The following is a 22,542-nucleotide window of genomic DNA, read 5'->3' as shown; positions in this document are numbered from 1 at the left end:
GGTCAGGATTCCATTCTTGGTTGCAGTTCAACTGCACCGTCTGCTGATAGAGATATAAGTTGTCCGCCTAGAGACTGGTAGGTGGCTATACGGCGCAGGAACAGTTGGCGTTGGGCGCTAAGAGATTGCTTTTGTAGTGTGAATAGCTTTTCTTGGGCGTTTAATACATCAAGGTAGCCCTGCATGCCCCGGCTATAGCGAATAGATTCGACCTCAAGGATATTTTCTGCCTGACGGGTTTGGCGGCGTAATGAGTCAAGCTGTTCGTGTTGGCTTAGCTCCGAGAGGACATTGGTTTCTACCTCTTCTATGGCGCTTAGAACCCCTTGGGTGTAGTTGTAGAAGGCTAAATCAGACGATGCCTCGGCGACTTTTTGTTCCGCTTCGAGTTTTCCTGCATTAAATATCGGAACGTTTAGTTGGGCACCGAGATCCAATCGCCAGATATCAAAGGCATTTGACCAGTCACTGCTTGCCGCTGAGCTACTAATGGAGATGTTTGGTAAACGAGCTGCCGCTGCCGCTGAGGTTTCCTGCTGGCTAGATTCATATTGATACCAGAGTGCACGAACATCCGGTCTTCTATCCAACAGTGCTGTCGGCAAACCAGTTTCCGGTAACGGCGGTAAGGCTGGAAAAGAGGAGTAGGCCCAGTCAACGGCTGTGGTAGGGGATCGCCCTAACAGGACATTCATTTGCCTCTCCAGAATCATCAGGTTTTTGCGGGCTTGCTTTTCTTGCGCTTGCAAGCTTTCCAATAGCTGTTCCTGACGCCATAAGGCGCTGATACTACCCTGGCCAGTCCGGTAACGATGGCCTGTGATCTCGGCAATGATCTTGGTATTGTTAATTTGCTTTTCGAGTATGGATAAGGCTTGGTGTTGCTCAATCAGTTGATACCAGCGTCTTGCGATATTTCCGGCAAGGGTTTGGGCTGCGGCCTGTAGTTGTTCTTCAGTGGCGAGGTAACTGTAATAGGCTGCAGATGCCTTGGCTTGGTTTTTGCCCCACAAGTCGAGCTCCCAGCTAGCGTTTAACCTGAGGTTATCCGTTGTTTCTTGTGTTATTTCACCGCCGATTGAATCACGTTCACGACGGATATTGCTGCCAACCACACCGTTGACGGTAGGGTATCGACCTGCGTCTCTGACATCGGCCGTCGCTGCCGCTCTCTGCACTCGGGCGACACTCGATTGCAGGCTGAAATTTGACCTAAGGGCGGTGCCGACAAGCTCGTTGAGCTGTAGGTCATTAAATTCTCTCCACCAAAACTCATCGGCTTCCGTTTTGCCAGAAATGCTAAATGATGGTGAAACAACTGGCGCAATGTCGCTGTGCTCTTGCGGTGTTTGTACACAACCGTTTAAGAGCAAGGTTATTACAGAAACGCGGAGAAATAGTATTGCTCGCGAACTTGAAGGCATGATCTGGCTCCCACAACCTTATCGGGTGGTTATTAGGTATTGGATATTTTGGGGTGCCGCTAGTAATAGCGGCAGGTTATCGCTTAATTATTTCATTCGCGGATTAAACTCTTTTACGTTTATCCTATTGCCATCATTAAAACCAATATTACGGTTGGTTGGTTTTTCACTGAGCTTATTTACAGGCAGCGTTGCTTCCCAGGCATCGAATTTATCTTTTAGTGCTTGGGCAATATTGGGCTTATCGTTCGCAAGGTCATGCCATTCACCAGGATCGTTTTCCATATCAAACAGGCGAATGGTGCGCGGTCCATTGTCATCATTGACAGTGAGCTTCCAGTTGCCGTCACGAATGGCGTAATCATTGTCTCGGCGCCAATAAAGGGTTTGATGGGGCTCACCGTCTTTTTCACTTAATAAATAAGGGAAAAGATCAACGCCATCAAATGGTATTGTTTCAGCGTGAGCGTTTGACTCTATTTTATTAATGCCAAAACGTGCTGCAATAGTCGGGAAAATATCTAGCGAACTAACCATAGGGTCATATTTCATTCCCGGTTTTATTTGAGCGGGATAATGAATAATAAATGGAACCCTGATACCTCCTTCGTAAGTATCCCCCTTGAAGCCATTAAATGGCCCAGGGCTAGACATGGTCGTTTCCCCCCGCTTTTTCTTACGTGGCTGTTCAAAACCTTGTCCGGAAGGTGTGCCGTTATCACTCATGAAAAAGACCAGTGTGTCTTTATCAAGCTGGTGGGATTTCAGTGTATCCATGATCGCGCCAATGCCATCATCTAATACTAATGTTTGTGCGGCAAAGAAACGTCGCTCTTCATGGTGAACATCGAGTTGCTCTAATCGCTCAATGTATCCATCAGGAACTTGCCAGGGATGGTGAACGGCAAAATGGGCGACATGAAGGAAGAAAGGCTTGTTAGCATTTTTTTCAATAAAGCTAACCGCTTCGTCGGTAAATAACTCGGTTAAGTAACCATTGCTTTCTTGGATTGGGGGTTCTTTTTCCGTGTTGCGATAAAGAGGGGACAGCCACGGCTTACCCCCTTCCTCGGCATCAGAAAACATGTAGTTGTGCGAACCGCCATGGAAACCATAGAAGAAGTCAGCCCCACGCTCATTGGGGCTTCCGGTTGGCTCACCCATATGCCATTTGCCGATGACGCCTGTGGTGTAACCGAGATCTTTCATCATTTCCATCATAAGCGGCTGACTACGAGGGACATGATTCTGAGCAAAGTTGCCGTACACACCAAAACGCTGTTGGTAAACACCGGTTAATAAGCCTGCTCGCGATGGTCCACACACCGATGCGCTAACATAAGCTTGGGGAAAGTGTACTCCCCCTGCGGCTAATGCATCGATATTGGGGGTGTGGATGTCATCGTATCCGTGATAACCGACATCGCCCCAACCTTGATCATCGGTGTAAATCACAATGACGTTTGGCTGGCTTTCCAAGTTATCGCGAGGCGGCTCAAGTTGTTGGGTTGCCAGGCTATTGCCAGAGTAAATCAAGCCTGCAATTGCAAAAGCTAATGAGGACCTTTTCTTGTTTCCGTGCATAGTTGACTTCATTGAATACAGGCTCGTTGATTTACTTAGTGTTGAATCAATTAAACAATCTGGCAGCAGCGCTTAACTTTCTTGCCGCTACCACATGGACAAGGAGAGTTACGGCCTCCGGTAAATGTGTTCGCGACCATTTTTTTCTGCAGGTCGAGGTAGATAATGTCTGAAGCTGGGCGCCCACGCATAAGTAGATCGCGCATCTGTTTCATCTTGGCCTCGGAGTGCGCAAAGAAGGCATAGTAGCCGGCACAGAAGTAGCTATGGCCTTCTTGTCCTGCCTCAGAGCGGGAAAATCTATGTTTAGGGCAACCACCGTGGCATTGCATACGGTATGGACAGCGTCTGCATTGCAGCGTTAGCTTGTCTTTCTTATCCATACCAAATGTGACCGCTTTGTCAGTCTGGTTTAGGTCTTGGATTGGATCGCTGTGAATGTTACCCAACTTGTGCTCTGGGTAGACAAAGTGGTCACAGTTATACATGTCGCCATTTGATTCAAGAATAAAAGCATGACCACAGGTTTCTGACTGCACACAAATGCCCGATGGCTCGTTACACCAAGTCGCTAGTGTTGAATCGAAAGTATTGACGAAGATACGGCCAACGTCTTTTTTGACCCAGCGATCGAAGACACGGTTAAGGAATTGACCATAAGCGAGTGATGGTACCGACCATTCGGTTACATCCGCTTCCGCTTGGTATTCTGGACTGACCAAAAACAGCCCATCTTCAGTTTCTTGCTTGGCTTCGCGCTCAACGATTGGAATAAACTGCAGGAAGGTTGAGCCAATGCCGACCAAGAAATCGTAAACCTCTTCAGGGTATTTCACGTTCTCGCTGTTAAGCACGGTCAAAGTGTTGAATTCGACACCGTGCTTTTTCATTTTAGCGATAGCCGCCATTACTTTGTCATGGCTGGCTTTGCCGGCACGGGTAACCCGGAAGTGGTCATGAAGGTGGGCCGGGCCGTCGATGGAAACGCCAATCAAGAAGTTATTCTGCTTGAAAAACTGGCACCACTCGTCATCAATGAGTAAGCCATTGGTTTGAAAGGCATTGGTAATACGGTGGTTTAGTTTATACTTTTGCTGCAACTCTACGGCTTTGCGGAAAAAGTCGAGCCCCATCATGGTAGGCTCGCCGCCTTGCCAAGAAAACTCAATGGTTTCGCTGCTACTGTTGGCATCGATATATTGCTTTACGTAAGCCTCAAGCGTTTCCTCTGACATTTGCCAGCGGCTTTTTCGCTCAGGGTAAAGGTTTTCTTTCTCAAGGTAGAAACAGTAGGTACAGTCAAGGTTGCATACAGAGCTGCTTGGTTTTGCCATTACATGGCATTGTTTAAACGTCGACATTGCTTACCTTTATATCGTTATGAGCATAGGTTAAGAGGATAACCCGGACGTGCCGAAGCATCTTTGACAGGGTTAGGATGCGAAACTTCAACCTATGATTTGACTACCAGTTTAGTGCGTTTATTTATTGTTTGTATAAACGTTTCGAGTTGGTTTGAGATTACCTCAAAGCCTACCGAGCCACAAATTTTGCGTGGTTTGTTTCCTTGGGAATGTGAGCTGAATCTAGAATGGAGTCGAAATGATAAAGCCGGGTAAAAAAAGACAGCGCTTTGCGCTGTCTTTGTTGGTTAAAAACGTTATTGGCTGTAGGTTATCCAGCTTAAAGGCTATTTAGGTTTCGCCAGTTGGTTTCGACAGGGAACATGTTGCGGTTCCAGCCCCACATGGCATCTTCGTTCTTAGCATCCCAAGCATTCCATGCCTCTTGTAGGCGTTTCACTTGTTCTGGGTGCTCTTTGGCCAAATCTTTTGACTCTGAGATATCATTGCTGATATTGAATAGCTGTACACGAGGACGCTTATTGCGGATATTTGGCATCACGAGTTTCCAGTCCTGATCGCGAACTGCGCCAGCCATACTGGTGTTCCAGTATAGGAATCGGTTTTCTAACGACTTTTCTTCACCGGTAAGCAATGGCAGTAAATTAACACCGTCTAGGTTCCAATCAGCTTTTACGTCAACATTGGCTGCGGCAGCCATAGTCGGCAGTATATCCAGCGAAATGATTGGCTCTTCAATCGTTTGGCCAGCAGGGATTGTTCCCGGCCAAGAGACTGCAAACGGTATACGGATCCCGCCATCCCATAGGGTACCTTTTTGTGCTCGCAGCGGAAGATTGTAAGACGCATTGCCTTTTGGTTTACCGCCGTTGTCTGATAAGAAGAAGACAATGGTGTTTTCGGTTAGCTCATTCTCTTCAAGTGCATCAAGAATGCGGCCAATGTTTTGGTCGACGTTGTAGTTCATAGCCAACAGCTTGCGGCGTTTTTCATCTTCTATATGTGCGTATCGCTTGAGGTCTTCATCTGTCGCTTGTAGCGGTCCATGCACGCCATTAAATGGTACATACAGGAAGAACGGCGAGTCTTTATGGCGTTCGATAAAACTGATGGCTTCCGAGCCGAAACGGTCGGTCAGGTACTCATCGAAGTTGTCGTCGACTTTGTCATTGCGGTACATGACAGAGAATGGCTTCTGTGACGCCGTTTCTTGGTTCTGTGGTCCCACAAAGTAGTTGGCCGCACCATTGTTAAAACCGTAGAACTCATCAAAACCGCGGTGGTGAGGCCAGAACTTGCGCTGCTTACCGTCATGGTGTTTGCCAACCATGCCTGTGACATAGCCCGCTTGCTGGAAGTAGTAACCGAAGTTGTTGTTCAGCATCTCATCCGGTGTACCCTGGACAATACCTTCTTCACGGACAAATGGACCGGTATTGTTGTGGAAACCAAAACGCTGTTGGTAACGACCAGACGTTAACCCTGCTCGTGAAGGGCCACATACAGGCGCAGTAACATAGCCAGCGGTAAGTGCTGCACCACTGGCTGCGAGGCGATCCATATTCGGGGTTTCGACATCTTGGCTAGAGTTGTGATAGCCCACATCGGCATAACCGAGGTCATCGGCAAAGAGGACTACAACATTTGGTTGTGAAGGTGTTTCAGCCTGGACTGCAGCACCGCCGCCAAGTGCCGCGAGTACAGTCATGCTAATGGCGGTTTTTTTCATTATGTGTTTCATAGTGAATATCCACGTTATTTATCTATTGATATTTAAATAATCAGTTGCGACCACGCCAGCCGTTAGTATGTGGAAATAGGTTGCGGTTCCATCCCCATTTGGCTTCTTGGTTTTCGGCATCCCAACGTTTGAAGGCAGCAAGCAGGCGCTCAACTTGTTCGGGATGCTGTCCGGCCAAGTCATTGGATTCGCTGATATCTTCAGAAATTTTGTACAGTTCTGGTTTAGGGTTTTTAACCAGCGTGTTATGGATCACCAGCTTCCACTCGTTATCACGAATGGCGCTCTTGCTGATGGTGTGCCAATAAAGGAAACGCTCATCGATTTCCGATACTTCACCTTTAAGCAATGGTAGTAAGTTTTCACCTTCGAGTTGCCACTGTTCTTGCTGCTCAATACCGGCCATTGCAAGCGTAGTTGGCAAGATGTCGAGTGAAATCATAGGGGTATCTATGGTTTGCTTTGGTGGAATTGTGCCACGCCACGTGATGGTAGTTGGTACCCTAATACCACCTTCCCAGTAGGTGTTTTTTTCACCATTAAGCGGCGTGTTGTAAGAGCCGTTACCTTTTGGCTTACCACCGTTGTCAGACATGAAGATGATCATGGTGTTGTCCATCAGGTCGTGCTCTTCAAGCTTGTTCACCATCTTGCCGATATTGAGATCCATGTTGTATGTCATGGCGACCATCTTACGACGCAACTCGTCATCGATATGAGAAAACCTCTCTAGATCTTCCTGTTTAGCTTGCATTGGGCCATGGGAGGCATTGAACGGTACGTAAAGGAAGAATGGTTTGTCATGGTGACGGTCGATAAATTCAACCGCTTCGTTACCAAAGATATCCGTGAGGTAGCCATCGAAATCATCGACCAGCTCATCATTTCGATGGATTGACGAATAGGCTCTCTCCTCAGCATTCATGCTATTAAAGCCGCTGACAAAATAATCGGCAGCACCATTGTTGAAGCCGTAAAACTCCTGCCAGCCACGGTTGTGCGGCCAGTATTCCTTGGCATCACCGTCGTGAGACTTACCGATAAAGCCGGTGACATAGCCAGCATCTTGAAAATAGTTACCAATGGTTTTGGCATTGAGGTCAAGGCCCTGAACTATACCCGGCTCTTTGATAAATGGTGCTGTATTGTCATGGTAGCCATAGCGTTGCTGGTAACGGCCGGTCATCAGTCCGGCACGAGATGGACCACAGACCGAGGCTGTTACATAACCAGCAGATAAGATCGCACCCTCAGCGGCGATCTTATCCATGTGCGGTGTGACAATATCTTGGCTTTGGTTTTGAAAGCCCATATCGGCATAACCGATGTCATCGACAAATATAAATAGAACGTTAGGTTGTTGTGATGAGGTAGATGGTGCTTCTTGTGCTAGAGCAGGGCCACTAAGGGCGGCAGTAATAGCCAGAGTGATCCCATGCTTTTTCAGAGCAGAGTTCATATTATTGGTTTCCTAACCGAAATGAGAAAACGGCCATTGAAAATGGCCGTTGTGGATTGTTATTTGTTGTTATTGCGCGTCTGGGGCTGGTGCTTCATCCGTTGGGTTCATGACCAATTTGATGTCGCCTAGGCCGTAGCGGAAGCCACCTAGTTCTGTAAAGGATATGATGTCCTTTCCATCATCGTCCGGACCAAGGTTTACTTGCACGTGAGTCTCTAATTTTTCAACATACTGCAGGGCGTTTAGGCTAACTTGACCGTTGGCGCTAGTAAAGAAATCGCGGACAGGGATAGCAATATTGATCATCTCCCCTTTGTCTGCGCCAGCTTCAGTAAGGTTGTAAGTAAGGGCTATACCGTTGCCATAACTGTCACCGTCAATTACCATTCCCTCTGTACTGTTTCCTGGGCCGTAGAATTGCATAACAAGTTCTAGTTCACCTTCAGTTGGCATTGTCACTGTTCCGTTGTTTGGAATAATGAACTCAGCTTGAAGTTCGCCGTTAAGCATATAGTGGCTTAGGTCGAGACGTGGGTACTCAATATTGCCAAGGTTAGCATTAGCATCAATGGCGAAAGAGAGGATACTGCGTTTGCTATTATCGAATTTCTCATCATCATAATAAATCCCGCGTGCCCGAATGCTACCTTCAGTTGTGCCATTGTTTGTTATATTCGCTGCAGAACCACGTGTGATGCGTACATCATCTGCCTCACCGGTTAACTCCCAAATCAGTTTTCCGGCTTCATCGGTTGTTCGAATATCGCGAGTAATTACCGCCTCTTCTTCAGCTAGCACCTTACTGTTATTGTTGTTATAACAGCCTTGAATATTGGCGCTTGCAGGTGTCAATGAAACCGAGTTATTAGCCAAACGAGCTTGGCTAAATTCATATTGGATTGCACCTTTTGTTTCAATCGCCATCGCGATGTCAACATTTGTTAAGTCTAAACCTTCGTCGATAAAGCATTTTAGAGGAACGCGAATAAATTGAGCTTTATCTGATGCTGAAGCAATTACTGAACTGGTAATGTCTGTCGAAACTTTCTTGTTACCGTTGAACATCGTGAGCAGAACGGGGTTAGGGTTCTCAGGATCATCTCCAAGATCGTAGCTTAATGTGTTGATATAAAACTGAATTGAACCACCAAGATTTTTCCCTTCCGCGAAGAGGTTGGATTTTGTAATGTCGTAGGCTTTATCTGCTGAAAAGATCAGTGAGGCCTTGTCGTTACTAACTGTAACAGTGAGTGGTTCAGCCGAAGTAAATTCGCCTTCTACGTTAATATTGCTTGATGAAGGTAGGGCGTTGCCGTCTACTGCTGTTTCCGTACCATCAGCATCGACAGCGTTCATTACATATGGTGCATCCCAGTCAGAGTTCTGGTTGTCGTTATATTTGTAATATAGAGGTACTTGCGTTCCAAGTTCATTGGAAGCGCCGCCACCACCGCCACCACCGGAGTTGCCGCCACCTCCGCTGTAGTCGTAGTTATCATCTAAACAACCAGTCAAAGCGACTGATGCAATTAGTAAAGCGAGAGAGGATTTCTTATAAGTCATTGTAGGGAGCCTTTATAGTTAAATTGTTGGAATGCTGCTATCAGCCTTTTTTAGCAGCATTAAAGCTACGCAGCTCTTCACGGCTAACGACACTGTGTAAACCTGACTGGTAAGCTCTCCAATATGGTTTTCGAGCTTCTCGGAAACCATCTGTACCACGACCATGTTCTTGAATTAATTTCGCATTAGCCTTCGCCATATCCGCTTTTAGCTGTTTGATTTTGTCCGCATCACCTTGGCTAAGCTCTAAGAAAACTTGCATCTCATGAACTTCCGTCGAAATACGTTTTTGATCTCTTGGAGAAAGCTCGTTATAAGCAAGAGCCTGACTTGAAATAAGCATCAATAGTGCAGTAGAGCAGGTAACAATCATTTTTTTCATAGCGGAATCTCCAAGAAGACCTATGTCATATAAACGTTTCAATTAAATGTTGAGTGAAACATACATAAGTTATTTAAACGGTTCAATCGTCAGCCCCTCAACAAGAAAAAATTATGATGGTTTTTAATTAATTTTGTGATGTAACTCGTGTTAAAGCCTTATTTCTATCAATTAATGATCGGACTTTTTCGTATTAGGCGTTAATTTGCCGCTATTTGGTTATTAAGGTAAGAATATAAGTGCGTACGAATACACTCAAAAGGTGGTGCTTTTAAGTTACTGATTTAAAAAGGTTTAACTGGTGGTGGCACTTAATTGCATGTGATTTGGTTCATATTGTATGAATTTAGATTTATTGTAAATATTCACACTTTTGATGATTATCTTAATCAAACCAAAGGTTTAGATATTGTCTTAGCGTTTTTTTGCTTCCTTTGACTTCTCAGTCGAAACGTTTATCTTTGTGTCTATCAATTCGATGGCTGCATGAATACGATATTTTTTGTTACTTATTACGCCCCCTCAGCCATCAATTACAAAGTAAAAGCGAGTTATAATTTATCCGATACGTGAGAGCAGGGTTAAAATGAATAATAAATTGATGTTAAGCATAGGAACATTATTGTTATCTGGTGGAGCGTTAGCCTCTCAAGTTGATACAAGTTCTTATCAGATTGATATGGACGGTGATATCGACACAATTCAAGTGCGTTCTGATTCAAGTCCAAGTCAGCGAAGAACAAACTTTTTTACCGGTTTAGTTTACAACGAAACTGTATTTGATAATTCACCTAAACGTTCCTCGTATCGATTGGTATATTTAGATGGTTCTACACGAATTAATGAGAATTTTAGGTTCCGCCACGTATTATCTGAATCTTGGGTAGACGTTAAGGGTGATAAGGGATACAGCAATGATGGGCGTGTTAGCTTTACTCTTGCTCCTCGTTATGAACAATGGGTTAGCCCGAACCTAAGTTGGTTCGCTGAGCCGGTTTACATCCGTCAAGCTGAAGCTCAAGGTACTGCAACTCAAGAGTTGAAGCTTAAGCCTGGTGTACAGTTGACGTACGGTCAGCACTTTATTTCTACGACGGCGGATTACCAGTTTAAGTGGCGTGAGCGCTATGACCGAACAGAAAACAGAGATAATGATAACTGGCAAGGATATTCGGCCGATGTAAACTATGTCTTCCGTCATAGCCGCCAAATCAACTATGGTGCAAGCGTTTCTTACAATGGTACGGTAGACAACTCTGATTATGAGTTTCGTCGTAAAAACTACAATGTGAAACCGTTTGTACGCTTTAACCATTACTATGGTATTACAACTGAACTTAACACCGTAGTTGGTCGTGAAGAAAGTGGTAAATATTGGAATGGATACGATTACGTTAGATTTAATTTCAATAATAACAAGCGTATAAATAATAACTTACGTGTAGTAGCCAATTTCCAATATGGTGATAATAAGCGTCAATCACCATCTCATGCGACAGACTACAGTGGGGGCGATAAGCAAGAAATGCAGGTACGTGTTGGAATGAATATTACCATTTAATAGTTAACAAATAAAAAGGAGGTCAGCCTCCTTTTTATTTACCACATAATTTAATTTTTTGTAATGAAAAAATCTCTCGCTCGTAAAATACATTTCTAATTGTTTCTGTGATTTGGTGTCTATATCAACTGATCATCATTTTATAACACATTTCCTCTTTATAACTTCTTGTTACCTTTTTTGTTTTGATTACATAGTTTTACGTGCTTCACAAAAATGAAATAGTGGTTTGAATGAGGTTGCTGAAACGTTTATATTGTAGTTGTTCACTCATCATGCATAAATTGAATGTAGTCCTTAGCTAATGTTTGACCGGGAAATCTTTGCTGGACCTTCATTGTTTTATGTTAATTAATGACTTTAAAAGGTTTTTCGTCTATCTATGGATTTTCAATACTCTAAATTAGTGAAGGGGATGGCTGTACTGGTGGCAGCTAATGTCGCCATGCCTGAAGCTGTCGAGGCGGCACCTGTTTCGACAGAGCAGCCTAACATTGTTTTCATTTTCTCTGATGATCATGCCAACCGAGCGATCAGTGCCTACGGCTCTGAGCTGGTTAAGACACCTAATATTGATCGCATCGCTAACGAAGGCGCGATTTTCGAAAATACCTTTGTAGGTAACTCGATCTGTCAACCAAGCCGCGCATCAGTAATGACTGGTACACATTCACATATAAATGGCGTAACGGATAACACGGCACGTTGGAACCCCAATCAGATTGCGTTCCCTAAATTGTTAGAACAAGCAGGCTACGAGACTGCGTTAATAGGTAAATGGCACATGAGGCCGACACCTGTGAATGAGTTCGGTTATTCCATTGTACTTAGCGGTTCTGGCCGACAGGGTACATACTATCAGCCTGAGTTTGTTGATCAAAAAGGTAAAAAGTCTGTAGTTGAAGGCTATTCTGCGGATGTCATTACGGATATGTCTCTTGATTGGATGAAGCAGCATCAAGCTTCTGATAAGCCTTTTTTAATGAAGATTCAGTACAAAGCTCCACACACACCTCGCCGCCCAGCATTGAGACACCTAACCACCTTTAAAGATCATGTATTCCCAGAGCCTGCTACATTACATGACGATTACACTACCCGTGGTGATCATGCTCAACGTGCTTGGATGCAGCTATATGGCATGGGACCTGTTGGTATTAACGCATTTCCACCTGCTGCAACCACGCCGGAACGTAAGCAAGTTCGTGAGGAGTGGCTGTCTAGTATGAATCCTCGTGAACGTAAAAAGCATGAAGAGTGGATGAACAGAATGAATCAGGATCAGCGTGATGCATGGCATGCTGCTTATGACGATATCAATGTTCAATACTGGGAGATGCAAAAAGATCCTAAGTACGCCAGACAAAGAGGTAACCTCACTACTGAGCAAAAAGCCGACCGCCTAAGTTACATGTACCAACGCTTTATGCGTGATTATGCTGCAACAGTGTTGGGCATTGATGAAAATGTTGGCCGTGTACTGGATTACATTGATGAAGCAGGCATTGCCGATAACACTATTGTGGTTTATAGCTCGGATCAAAGCTTCTTCATTGGTGAACATGGTTGGGCAGAGAAACGCTACATGTATGAGGAAGGGATGAAAATGCCATTCCTGATCCGCTGGCCTGGTCATATTGAAGCTGGGCTTCGTCCTGATGCTATGATTCAGAACATCGATTTTGCACCGACTTTCCTCGATTCTGCTGGTGTTGCAATTCCTGATGTGATGCAAGGTAAGTCATTTAAAGCCTTGCTTGAAGGCAAGGTATCTGATGAGCAATGGCAGAAAGAACGTCCAGCGGTTTATTACCACTACTATATGCACGGTGCCCATAACGTACCAAGGCATGATGGGGTAAGAACTGAGCGATATAAACTGATTGATTTCTATTCTCAGAATGGTGGTAAAGGGGAGTTTGAACTTTACGACTTAGAAACTGATCCGTACGAAGTCAGTAATGTTTATGCCGATCCAAAATACGCAGAAGTTCGCGAAATGATGCATAGTCAGTTGAAAGAAGCTCGAAATAACTATGAGGTTCCTAACGAGGTATTTGAAGTGCCATATGTCTATATGAACCGCAAAGAGCGTCGGGAATTAGGGCTGATTAAGAACTAAGTTAATGTTTTAATTGCCTTTGTTTTAGGCTTGTCATAGCGTTGTGGCAAGCCTTTTTTGATTTACAAACTGCAACAATTTAATCACGTGACCTATCGCACACTCTATCTCGGTGTTAATTGAATAGTTAGTCGAAACGTTTATATTTGAACTCATAAAATACCTTTGCGTATCCCTTTTGAAGTTGAAGGAATAGAAATGAAAAAGAAGTTAGCTGCGCTGCTTATTGGTACAATGCTTCTGCCAGGAATGGCATTCGCAGAAACTGCAGTGAATGAGACAGTCATCAGTGAAACAGTGAAAAGCGATCAAGAGATTATTGATAGCCTTTACCGTGGTGGCTATGCCTACTGGCAACAACTACGCAATGAGAATGGCACTTATGAAGACAAGCTATTCCTAAACGGTGATCGTAGTTATGTTGGCTCTATTGCTAACTCAGGTATGGGTCTGGTTGCTTTGACTATCGGACACGCGAATGGTTGGGAGCCAGAAGCAGAGCAACTTGCTTTAGTTACATTACGTAAACTGGCTGGCCAAGATCCTAATTTTGAAGTGCCACAGAACGCGACAAATACCTTTATTCATTTTTATAATACACAAACGGGTGAAGCTGTTGGTGATGACTGGAGCCCGGTTGACAGTGCCATCATGATTTATGGTGCCTTGTTTGTTAAAAACTACTTTAGCGAAAACAAGGAAATTGCTGCGCTTGCCGACTTCTTGTACCGCAATACAGATTTAACACAGTATATTGCTGATGTTCGCACTGGCCGTATTTATCTAGCTCAGCATACCGATGGCACGTTTAAGCCGCATCGAACTAAAGCATTCAATGAATATATGCTTGTTGCGGGTATTGCAAATCAGCAGGCAAAAGATCTCGATACTGCGGTTAATGCAAGTAATGCAGAAAAATTCTGGGATATTTGGTATGCATCGACAAAGTTCCTTCCTGTTGCTGAATATAATGGAATTCCTGTCCTTTCAGAAGGTAAAACATGGTTTACCTCGCAGTTTAACTTCTTGTTTAATAACTACCTGATGCATGACTTCTCAAATAACCCTGAGTTTGTTACTGCTCTTAAAAATTCAGCTAAAGCAGATTTTGCGTTCTGGCGAGATGTTGATGTTGAAGGTGTGGAATTAAAAGAATATGAGTGGGGTAGTGGTGCTGGCTCTTGTCCAAATGGTTATTGTGTCGACCGTTTTCATTTTGAAGGTGATCGGCAGTTTAATCATAACCTAGTTGTTTCTCCTCATATTCTAGCTGGCTATATTCCGTTTAATGATAGAGCTAAGGATGATTTGATTTCGACTTACCGTGATAACAGCATTAATGCAAAGCATGAGCTTGATGGCGGGTACGAAATCCTATGGCGTTACAGCCATGATCAACCCGAGTGGAAAGCTGAGTTTATAGAAGGGGTTGATTTCTCAACATTTTTATTTGGTATGGCTGCCATGCCTGATCATTTGGGAATGGAATTCTTTAATAAGTATAACAACTACTTTGAATAGTTAATTTACTGATCAGTTTCTTAGGGTAATTTTACAATTAGCATCATTGTTGTTTACTCCCAACTTTATGGTTGGGAGTTTTTTTATAAAGACAAAAAGCTATTGATATTTATCTCATATAAACAATTTATTACAGGTTTTATTACACTATTTTTAGTACTTAACACGGATCACACTTTAGGTCTGTTTAATTGACGGTGTTAGTCGAAACGTTTATATTTGACTGTGTGAAATGGACGTGATTCACTCAATTCGATTAACTTGGCGGTTTGGCCTGTTATTTACTGAGTCGTTAGCGCATGGAAAGGCACATGTAATAGTTTTATCGCTATGCATAAAGTAAAAAATAGCTTGATGATATCAAGCTGTTTAATCTTATATTAGGCAAGGACAATATGAATATTAAACGCTCAACCCTTTCGAAGGGGATTGGCTTATTATTAGCTTCATCTGCAATGACCAGTGTTGCAGCGGAGCAAGAAAGACCAAACATTTTATTTATTTTTTCTGATGACCATGCCAACCAGGCTATCAGCGCTTACAACCCAACTTTAGGTCAAACGCCAAATATTGATCGTATTGCCAATGAAGGTGCAATCTTTGAGCGCGCGTATGTAACCAACTCTATTTGTCAGCCAAGCCGAGCATCGGTAATGTCAGGTAAGCACTCTCACAAGAATGGTGTACTTGACAATTCTTCTCGTTGGAATCCTGATCAGGTTATCTTCCCTAAGGTTCTTGAAGAAAGTGGTTATGAGACAGCTCTGATTGGTAAGTGGCATTTGCACCCAACACCGGTTAAAGAATTTGGTTATTCACTAGTACTTAATGGTTCTGGTGGTCAGGGAACTTACTACAACCCTGAGTTCATTGATCAAGAAGGCAAGACACAAGTCATTGAAGGTTACTCAACTGATCTTATCACCGATATGTCATTGGAATGGCTTGAAGAATCATGGGATGAAGATAAACCGTTCCTACTGAAGGTTCAATATAAAGCGCCACATACGCCACGTCGTCCACCGCCACGCCATATGTCAACGTTCATGGACCATAATTTCCCGATCCCTGAAACACTATTTGATGATTACAAAACCCGTGGTGAGCATGCAGAAAATGCCTGGATGCAGCTGTACGGTATGACGCCAGTGGGTATCAATGCCTTCCCTCCTGCACCGACAACACCGGAAAAAGCGCGAGTTCGCGAAGAGTGGATCAAGAGCATGGACGGTGATCAGCGTTGGCACTTTGATCAGTGGATGGACCGTCTAACTGACGAGCAGAAAGCTGCATTCCATGAAGCTTACGATGATGCGAACGTCGATTACTGGGAAAAGATGAAAGATCCTATGTATAAGCGTCGTTGGGGAAATGTACCACGTGATCTGAAAGTTGCACGTACAGAGTACATGTACCAGCGCTTTATGCGTGACTACATGGGTACGGTAATGACCATTGATGAAAACGTTGGTCGTATTCTTGATTACCTAGATGAAAGTGGTTTGGCAGAAAACACCATCGTGGTGTACAGCTCGGATCAGAGTTTCTTCATCGGCGAGCATGGCTGGGCTGAGAAGCGCTACATGTACGAAGAAGGCTTCAAAATGCCATTTATGATCCGCTGGCCGGGTCAGATTGAGGGCAACCAACGTCCACAAGCGATGATCCAGAATATGGACTTTGGTCCAACTTTCCTTGAGGCGGCTGGTTTGCCAACTCCAGAGGAAATGCAGGGTAAATCATTCTTGAAAGTACTAAAAGGACAGACTTCGGACGCTCAGTGGCAAGAAGAGCGCCCGGTTGTTTACTACCACTACTACATGGAAGGTGCACATAATGTACCTCGTCATGATGGTGTTAGAAGTGACCGCTATAAGTTGATTGACTTCTACTCTCAGAATGAAGGGAAAGGTATCTTCGAATTATATGACTTGGTGACAGATCCAAACGAAGTCAATAATGTGTACGATGCTCCTGAGTATGCTGAAGTACGGGCAATGATGACGACTGAGCTTGAGAATGCTCGTGAGCGTTATGATGTACCAGAAGATTACTTCGAAGCACCATACCCGTTCATGAACCGCCAAGAACGTGAAAAATTAGGCTTTTAATTGAAACGAGGTTGGTTGTTAACTCTGGCTATTCAGATAAATGCAGCAAAGCCGTTTAGTCTAATGTAAAAAACCCCTCATACGCTATGTATGAGGGGCTTTTTTTTAAGGTATGTTTACACAGACACAAATCGCGAGTCGGGTTAGACAAGTTAAGTGAAGCTTATGGTATGTTCAGGGCAATATCTGAATTGACCTTGTAAAGCATTCTCCAATTATGTCGTATAACACCCAAGATCCTGCATCATCAGACTCTTTCTGCTCAAAAGGCGCTAAAGTTAACCAGTTATCTTTGCGTAAGCACTTTTATCCATCGGAATTTGAACATGAATTACAAATCAATTTGGATTTCTTTCTTGATGGGGTCGGTGTTGATGAACAGTCAAAAGTGCCTTTCGATACCTTGCTTGTTACAGGGACTGAGATTGACCCTCAGTATTACGTCAACACCACTGAAATTGGTTTGTACCTCAATATTCTTACAGAAGCGCATCAAAATGGTAATAAAGATGCGTTGGTGAGGATCAATGAAACGCTTGATGTACTGCTAGAAACGCCGACTTGGAATGGTTTGTTTTATTGGCCATACGATATTGTTGATGGCAGATTACAGCCGCAAGAGGAGGGAATTGTCCCTGCGGTTGATAATGCAAACTTGGCCTTTGCACTGAGCGCGGTATCAGGTGCTTACCTGAACTCAGACGATGGCTTAGAGGTAAATGTTGTCAAGAAAATCGATGACATCTTGAAGAAACAAATTCCAGGCTGGCAGCAGTTTTACAATCCGGATAAGGCTTTGCTTGTTGCTGGATGGTCAGTGAAAGAAGCTGCCCCTTTGGGGTACTTCGTTGACCGGAAAGCAAATGAAAGCCGTTTAGCACCCATTTGGGCTCATTTGATTACCAAAGGCACAAGTATGCCGGTACCTCAATCAGCCTTTAACAATATGGAATTATATACGGGTACCTCTGGTTTAAATGATCAAGTCTATCATCCAATGCTGACTTGGGATGGGGCCTATTTCCAAGGCATGCTTCCTGCTATTTGGCTCAACGAAAGGGAGCTAATGCCGGATTATTCGATTATCGAAGATATGACGAAGATCCAGCAAATCCACTCAGAGATCTACAAGATCCCTTTTGTTTCTTCGGCGGCCACTACAGATGACAGCTATGCAGCTTTCGGCGTGCCTGAACTTTCCGAAGCAGCGGTTCGATTTGAACTTCAGGTTGCAGGTGGCAATACCGGTACACCTCATGCAACAGCATTATCATTTATGGTTGAACCAACGAACGCAATAGCATGCCTTAAATCAATCAAGCGACTATACCCGAGTATTGAATCGCCATATGGCTGGTTTGATGCCGTCGATACTAATGGGAATATGTCGACAAAATTAATCTCTCTCGATCAAGGGATGTTTGTTTGTGCCTTCTTGGCTTCAAACATCAATGATCAGGTAGAAACTTATCTGAAAGAAAAAGGGTACTACCAAGACGTTGTTGAAATGTATAAGTCGTTTGCGCCCAACAACTAATAGATTGAAAAATAAAGAACATCGAAAAAAATGCACTTTTTGATATTCTTTATACAATTGATTAAAAGAAAGTCAAACACGTCTTTATCCATCTTCGTGTCAGCTAAATGTCGGCTGACACAGAAGAGTGGTGAGCCGTTTTTCTAGAAGGACTTAGCAATGCCTAAGCCCTTCTCAATTCTTAAACGCGCTTGTTTCGGGTTAATTGAGGCCGTTCGACCTCTGTTAATAGACCTTTCACCAAGCTGACGCAACCAAGTACCAAAATCACAGCAAAAGGTAGGGCTGCGATAATAGTAATTGACTGTAGCGCCTGAACTGAATCGGTACCGCCAATCCACAACATCATCATAGCTATTAGTGCTGAGATAACCGCCCAAATAACCTTTTGCTTAATGGGTAACTCCAACTTACCCCCTGCGGTCATGCTATCGACCACGATAGAGCCAGAATCTAGGGTTGTGACAAAGAAAACGATGATCAGGGCGACAGCAATGATTGATAGAATATTACCCATTGGATAAGCATCAAGCATATAGAACAGGCTCAATGATACGTCGGTAATACCTTGCTCAGCTCCGAGTAATCCAGTTTTATCTATAATCTGTTGAATTGCGATGCCGCCAAAAAAGGACATCCAAGCTGTAGTGACTAACGTGGGGATACCTAATACACACACTAGGAACTCGCGTACTGTTCGCCCTTTTGAAATTCGCGCTACGAACATACCAAACAATGGGGCATAAGCTACCCACCAAGCCCAGTAGAATACGGTCCAGCCATGTAGCCATGTTGTATCGTCACGGCCAGAGTTCTGGCTTAATGGAATGATATTTTTCACATATCCGACAACGCCTGTCGCTAATGAGTCTAAAACGGTGGTGAAGTTAAGAATGGCGAGAAAACCAAGGAATACAAAAGCAATGATCATGTTGATGTTGCTCAACAATTTTACGCCTCCGTCCATCCCTCTAACGATGGAGACAATAGCGAGAGCCATAATCGCCAGAATAATGGTTATTTGGAGGAAGAGGCTATTATCAATCCCAAATACATGGCTTATTCCACTTGCCGCTTGAGAGCCGCCGAGGCCAAGTGACGTTGCAAGACCGAATAAAACGACCAGCACGGCCATAACATCAATAACATCACCAATTTTTCCCCATACTCTGTCACCAAGCAGTGGATAGAAAATGGAGCGTATTGAAAGCGGCAACCCCTTGTTATAAACAAAATACGCCAGGCAGAGTGCTGTCATGCCGTAGATTGCCCACGCGTGAAACCCCCAATGGAAAAGGGAAGCGCCAAGCGCTAACTCACGACCTTCAGGAGTGTAGGGCTCGACACCTAACGGAGTACCAAACCAGTTAGTGTAGAACGCAGTTGGCTCTGCCACCCCCCAAAAAATAAGTCCAATACCCATACCGGCCGCAAATAACATAGCGATCCAGGAAATAGTGGAATAGTCAGTTGTGGCTTTATCACCACCCAAACGAATTTTTCCTAATGGGGAGAAGGCAATACCAATTGCAAGAATCAGTATAATGTTAGCGCTCCACATGAAAACGAAATCGAACTTAGATAAAGCTGCAGCTTTAACCGTATCTATGGCTGCCTTTGCATCAGCGGGTGAAAGAACGAGAAGAGCGACAATAAATAGAATGGAAAAACCTGCTGAAGCGATGAAAACGGTGTTATGGATATCCATGCCCCACTTGGTGACATTGTCTTGACCAACTTGATAATCTGTTGAATTTATACTGTATTTTTGTGATTTAAAGTGCATAACTAAAAGGTTTACCTATTCGAGATAACGAATACGAAGACCGACTCCATGTTTGATTAGTAACTGGTTATATTTTTAATTCATGTAAATAATATTAAAAACAATAACCTTACGGTGTAATTTCTGCTTCGAATCTAAACCCAAGTCAACAACGCTAACATAAACTAGATAATTTGGGGATGACTTGGAACATTGAACGGCTCTAAAATACTAGACACTTTTCTAAACTAGCTTCGCCACACTTCCAAATCCGTTATGTCAGTCTTCGAGTCGGTCAGTTTTTGGGATGACTCATTTTTGCTTCATTACTTGTTAACGCAGTTACTCAATGGCAGATCGAGTTACTTGAATCACCATAGATTTGCTTATGCCTGACGACTGTGAGGCGAGGAAAGGATTTATGCTTGCATGACTCTGCTGGTTGCTGTGTTCTTGCCATTGTTGGGGCCGAGGTTGGAAAGTTAAATACCCCGTGAAAACGTTGCTTATTAAGGCGCTGCTTTCATTGGGGTATTTCACTTGGGGGTATTTGCTTAGCTTAGAAACCTAACGCTTTTTTCTCTTTTCGATTCATGTATGGATAAGGCGCTTCGAAGGCATCATTAGGCACTTTGTAGTCGGCGCGGGCTTTTTTCAGCTCTGCGGTCATCTCCTCACGGACTTCTTTGTATTGAGGAGCTTCGTAGACGTTGTTGACTTCGTTTGGATCCGCTTTTAGATCATAAAGCTCAAACCAACCTTTACCGCCATTCTGAGAGTAAAAATCAATCAGTTTATATTGTTCGCTTCTGACGCCGTCATGACGAGGTACGTTGTGGCCACCTTCCATATAGTAGTGGTAATACACAATTGGTCGCTCTTTCTGCCATTGGGCATCACTTTCTTTACCTGTGAGTACATCAAGGAATGATTTACCTTGCATCTCGCTAGGTACTTTCGCTCCTGCAGCTGAAAGGAAGGTTGGTGCAAAATCAATGTTTTGGATCATTGCCTCAGGTTTTGAATGGGCAGGGATATTCTCTGGCCAGCGGATCACAAATGGCATCTTCATACCTGGTTCGTACATGTAACGTTTTTCTGCCCAACCGTGTTCACCGATGAAGAAGCTTTGGTCTGAGCTATAAACCACTATGGTATTCTTGGCGAGATCGTTTTCATCAAGCCAGTCCAAGATACGTCCCACATTTTCGTCAACAGCGGTGACTGACGCCATGTAGTCTCGCATGAATCGTTGGTAGACATACTCAGCACGAATTTTCTTTTCGTTTTCAGGTACATTACCGTAACGAATTTTATATGGTGGAGATTGGATTTTCTTCCAGTAATCAACATTGATGTCGTCATAGGCTTTGTGCCACGCATCACGCTGTTCATCGGTCATTCGGGCCATCCAGCCTTCAAATGCTTTACGCTTCTGCTTGGTCAGGCTCTTAATCCACTCTTCACGAATTTCAGCTCGTTCTGGTGTTGTTGGTGCAGGAGGGAAAGCATTAATCCCTTCACCTGACATCCCATACAGCTTCATCCAAGCTTTATCGGCATGCTCACCGCGGGTCTCATAGTTGTCAAACAGTGTTTCTGGTAGCGGGAACGTTTTGTCTTTGAATAACGCCAGGTGACGCAGCGGTGGGCGGCGTGGTGTGTGCGGCGATTTGAATTGGACTTTTAGTAAGAAGGGCTTGTCGACATCTCGCTGTTGTTCCAACCATTCGATAGATTGATCGGTAATAACGTCGGTAGAATAACCCTGGACAGTGGTGATGTTACCTTTGTTATCAATAAACTCTGGTTGATAGTAAGTCCCCTGACGGCCATGCCCATTGAGCACGTTTGAGTAGCCAAACTCGTTGACTGGGGCAGGGTTCATATGCCATTTACCAATCAGAGCTGTCTGGTAACCAACATCTTCCAGCAAGTGAGTATAAATTGTCTGATTAGGATTCCAGCGAGAGGTATTGTCAATAACGCCATTTAGGTGTGAATGCTTCCCTGTTAGGATTGTTGCGCGGCTGGGTTGGCAAATTGAGTTTCCTACAAAGGTATTCTCGAAAATAGCCCCTTCGTCTGCGATACGATCAATATTTGGGGTATTTACAAACCTATCGTTGTAGGCGCTTATTGCTTGAGTCGAGTGGTCATCAGAGAAAATAAACAGAATGTTAGGTTGTTCGTAGGCAGCGGCAACACTCTGTGTAGAAATGGTGCCAGCGGCTAAAAGCACACCAATTCCTTTGGATAAAGTCGAGCGCTTAATTTTCATATTATCCTGCTTTAATGATGTTAAAAGTAAATTGTTATTAAAGTTTTACGGTTTCGGGCTTACGTTTTTGAGTTAGTCATTATCAATACCTCGGCATCTCGATGAGATACCGAGGCTAATGACA

The 22,542-nt window shown here is 43.9% G+C and carries 14 protein-coding genes; 5 read left to right on the top strand and 9 right to left on the bottom strand.

Features of this window, described 5'->3' with window-relative positions; genetic code table 11:
• Window positions 1–2 precede the first annotated feature (2 nt).
• The 7 genes from ACVA58_RS11380 to ACVA58_RS11350 all read right to left on the bottom strand — a co-directional run bounded on the left by ACVA58_RS11380 (window position 3) and on the right by ACVA58_RS11350 (window position 9,520).
• On the bottom strand, window positions 3–1,424 hold the full coding sequence (locus ACVA58_RS11380; RefSeq protein ID WP_446510558.1) for an efflux transporter outer membrane subunit: 1,422 nt from the start codon (window positions 1,422–1,424) through the stop codon (window positions 3–5).
• Between the two features lie 87 nt (window positions 1,425–1,511).
• Window positions 1,512–3,020 carry a sulfatase family protein gene (locus ACVA58_RS11375; protein WP_446510557.1) on the bottom strand — a complete coding sequence of 503 codons (1,509 nt, stop codon included), beginning with the start codon at window positions 3,018–3,020 and terminating at the stop codon, window positions 1,512–1,514.
• A 38-nt stretch (window positions 3,021–3,058) separates the two neighbouring features.
• Window positions 3,059–4,369 carry an anaerobic sulfatase maturase gene (locus ACVA58_RS11370; protein WP_446510556.1) on the bottom strand — a complete coding sequence of 437 codons (1,311 nt, stop codon included), beginning with the start codon at window positions 4,367–4,369 and terminating at the stop codon, window positions 3,059–3,061.
• A 322-nt stretch (window positions 4,370–4,691) separates the two neighbouring features.
• The gene (locus ACVA58_RS11365) at window positions 4,692–6,113 is read right to left on the bottom strand and encodes a sulfatase-like hydrolase/transferase (RefSeq protein WP_446510555.1); all 1,422 of its coding nucleotides are present in this window, start codon (window positions 6,111–6,113) and stop codon (window positions 4,692–4,694) included.
• 40 nt (window positions 6,114–6,153) lie between these two features.
• A complete protein-coding gene (locus tag ACVA58_RS11360; RefSeq protein ID WP_446510554.1) occupies window positions 6,154–7,572 on the bottom strand; it encodes a sulfatase-like hydrolase/transferase in 1,419 nt (472 codons plus the stop codon).
• 69 nt (window positions 7,573–7,641) lie between these two features.
• On the bottom strand, window positions 7,642–9,138 hold the full coding sequence (locus ACVA58_RS11355) for a putative glycoside hydrolase (protein ID WP_446510553.1): 1,497 nt from the start codon (window positions 9,136–9,138) through the stop codon (window positions 7,642–7,644).
• A 40-nt stretch (window positions 9,139–9,178) separates the two neighbouring features.
• Window positions 9,179–9,520, bottom strand: a complete 342-nt coding sequence (locus ACVA58_RS11350; protein WP_446510552.1) for a hypothetical protein — start codon at window positions 9,518–9,520, stop codon at window positions 9,179–9,181.
• Between the two features lie 586 nt (window positions 9,521–10,106).
• Between ACVA58_RS11350 and ACVA58_RS11345 the strand changes: the two genes are divergently transcribed.
• From ACVA58_RS11345 to ACVA58_RS11325, 5 genes are all read left to right on the top strand, one after another.
• Window positions 10,107–11,081, top strand: coding sequence for a hypothetical protein (locus ACVA58_RS11345; protein ID WP_446510551.1), 975 nt, complete (start codon window positions 10,107–10,109; stop codon window positions 11,079–11,081).
• A 382-nt stretch (window positions 11,082–11,463) separates the two neighbouring features.
• Window positions 11,464–13,203, top strand: coding sequence for a sulfatase family protein (locus tag ACVA58_RS11340; RefSeq protein ID WP_446510550.1), 1,740 nt, complete (start codon window positions 11,464–11,466; stop codon window positions 13,201–13,203).
• A gap of 198 nt (window positions 13,204–13,401) precedes the next feature.
• Window positions 13,402–14,724, top strand: a complete 1,323-nt coding sequence (locus ACVA58_RS11335; RefSeq protein WP_446510549.1) for a hypothetical protein — start codon at window positions 13,402–13,404, stop codon at window positions 14,722–14,724.
• A gap of 395 nt (window positions 14,725–15,119) precedes the next feature.
• Window positions 15,120–16,835, top strand: coding sequence for a sulfatase family protein (locus tag ACVA58_RS11330; RefSeq protein ID WP_446510548.1), 1,716 nt, complete (start codon window positions 15,120–15,122; stop codon window positions 16,833–16,835).
• A 217-nt stretch (window positions 16,836–17,052) separates the two neighbouring features.
• The gene (locus ACVA58_RS11325) at window positions 17,053–18,372 is read left to right on the top strand and encodes a hypothetical protein (protein ID WP_446510547.1); all 1,320 of its coding nucleotides are present in this window, start codon (window positions 17,053–17,055) and stop codon (window positions 18,370–18,372) included.
• Window positions 18,373–18,553: 181 nt separating this feature from the next.
• Here the strand turns inward: ACVA58_RS11325 and ACVA58_RS11320 are convergent, their stop codons facing one another.
• Complete coding sequence (locus tag ACVA58_RS11320) at window positions 18,554–20,158, bottom strand: BCCT family transporter (RefSeq protein ID WP_446510546.1); 1,605 nt, start codon at window positions 20,156–20,158, stop codon at window positions 18,554–18,556.
• Window positions 20,159–20,696: 538 nt separating this feature from the next.
• The gene (locus ACVA58_RS11315; RefSeq protein WP_446510545.1) at window positions 20,697–22,418 is read right to left on the bottom strand and encodes a sulfatase family protein; all 1,722 of its coding nucleotides are present in this window, start codon (window positions 22,416–22,418) and stop codon (window positions 20,697–20,699) included.
• Between the last annotated feature and the right edge of the window lie 124 nt (window positions 22,419–22,542).

Source organism: Photobacterium sp. DNB22_13_2 (genome assembly GCF_052873915.1).
This window is presented reverse-complemented; position numbering and strand designations above follow the sequence as displayed.

Bases quoted from the DNA above. Each gene is read 5' to 3' on its own strand.
- ACVA58_RS11365 (WP_446510555.1), bottom strand. From the start codon at position 6,113: ATGAAACACATAATGAAAAAAACCGCCATTAGCATGACTGTACTCGCG.
- ACVA58_RS11355 (WP_446510553.1), bottom strand. From the start codon at position 9,138: ATGACTTATAAGAAATCCTCTCTCGCTTTACTAATTGCATCAGTCGCT.
- ACVA58_RS11320 (WP_446510546.1), bottom strand. From the start codon at position 20,158: ATGCACTTTAAATCACAAAAATACAGTATAAATTCAACAGATTATCAA.
- ACVA58_RS11340 (WP_446510550.1), top strand. From the start codon at position 11,464: ATGGATTTTCAATACTCTAAATTAGTGAAGGGGATGGCTGTACTGGTG.
- ACVA58_RS11350 (WP_446510552.1), bottom strand. From the start codon at position 9,520: ATGAAAAAAATGATTGTTACCTGCTCTACTGCACTATTGATGCTTATT.
- ACVA58_RS11360 (WP_446510554.1), bottom strand. From the start codon at position 7,572: ATGAACTCTGCTCTGAAAAAGCATGGGATCACTCTGGCTATTACTGCC.
- ACVA58_RS11375 (WP_446510557.1), bottom strand. From the start codon at position 3,020: ATGAAGTCAACTATGCACGGAAACAAGAAAAGGTCCTCATTAGCTTTT.
- ACVA58_RS11315 (WP_446510545.1), bottom strand. From the start codon at position 22,418: ATGAAAATTAAGCGCTCGACTTTATCCAAAGGAATTGGTGTGCTTTTA.
- ACVA58_RS11335 (WP_446510549.1), top strand. From the start codon at position 13,402: ATGAAAAAGAAGTTAGCTGCGCTGCTTATTGGTACAATGCTTCTGCCA.
- ACVA58_RS11330 (WP_446510548.1), top strand. From the start codon at position 15,120: ATGAATATTAAACGCTCAACCCTTTCGAAGGGGATTGGCTTATTATTA.
- ACVA58_RS11370 (WP_446510556.1), bottom strand. From the start codon at position 4,369: ATGTCGACGTTTAAACAATGCCATGTAATGGCAAAACCAAGCAGCTCT.
- ACVA58_RS11380 (WP_446510558.1), bottom strand. From the start codon at position 1,424: ATGCCTTCAAGTTCGCGAGCAATACTATTTCTCCGCGTTTCTGTAATA.
- ACVA58_RS11325 (WP_446510547.1), top strand. From the start codon at position 17,053: ATGTCGTATAACACCCAAGATCCTGCATCATCAGACTCTTTCTGCTCA.
- ACVA58_RS11345 (WP_446510551.1), top strand. From the start codon at position 10,107: ATGAATAATAAATTGATGTTAAGCATAGGAACATTATTGTTATCTGGT.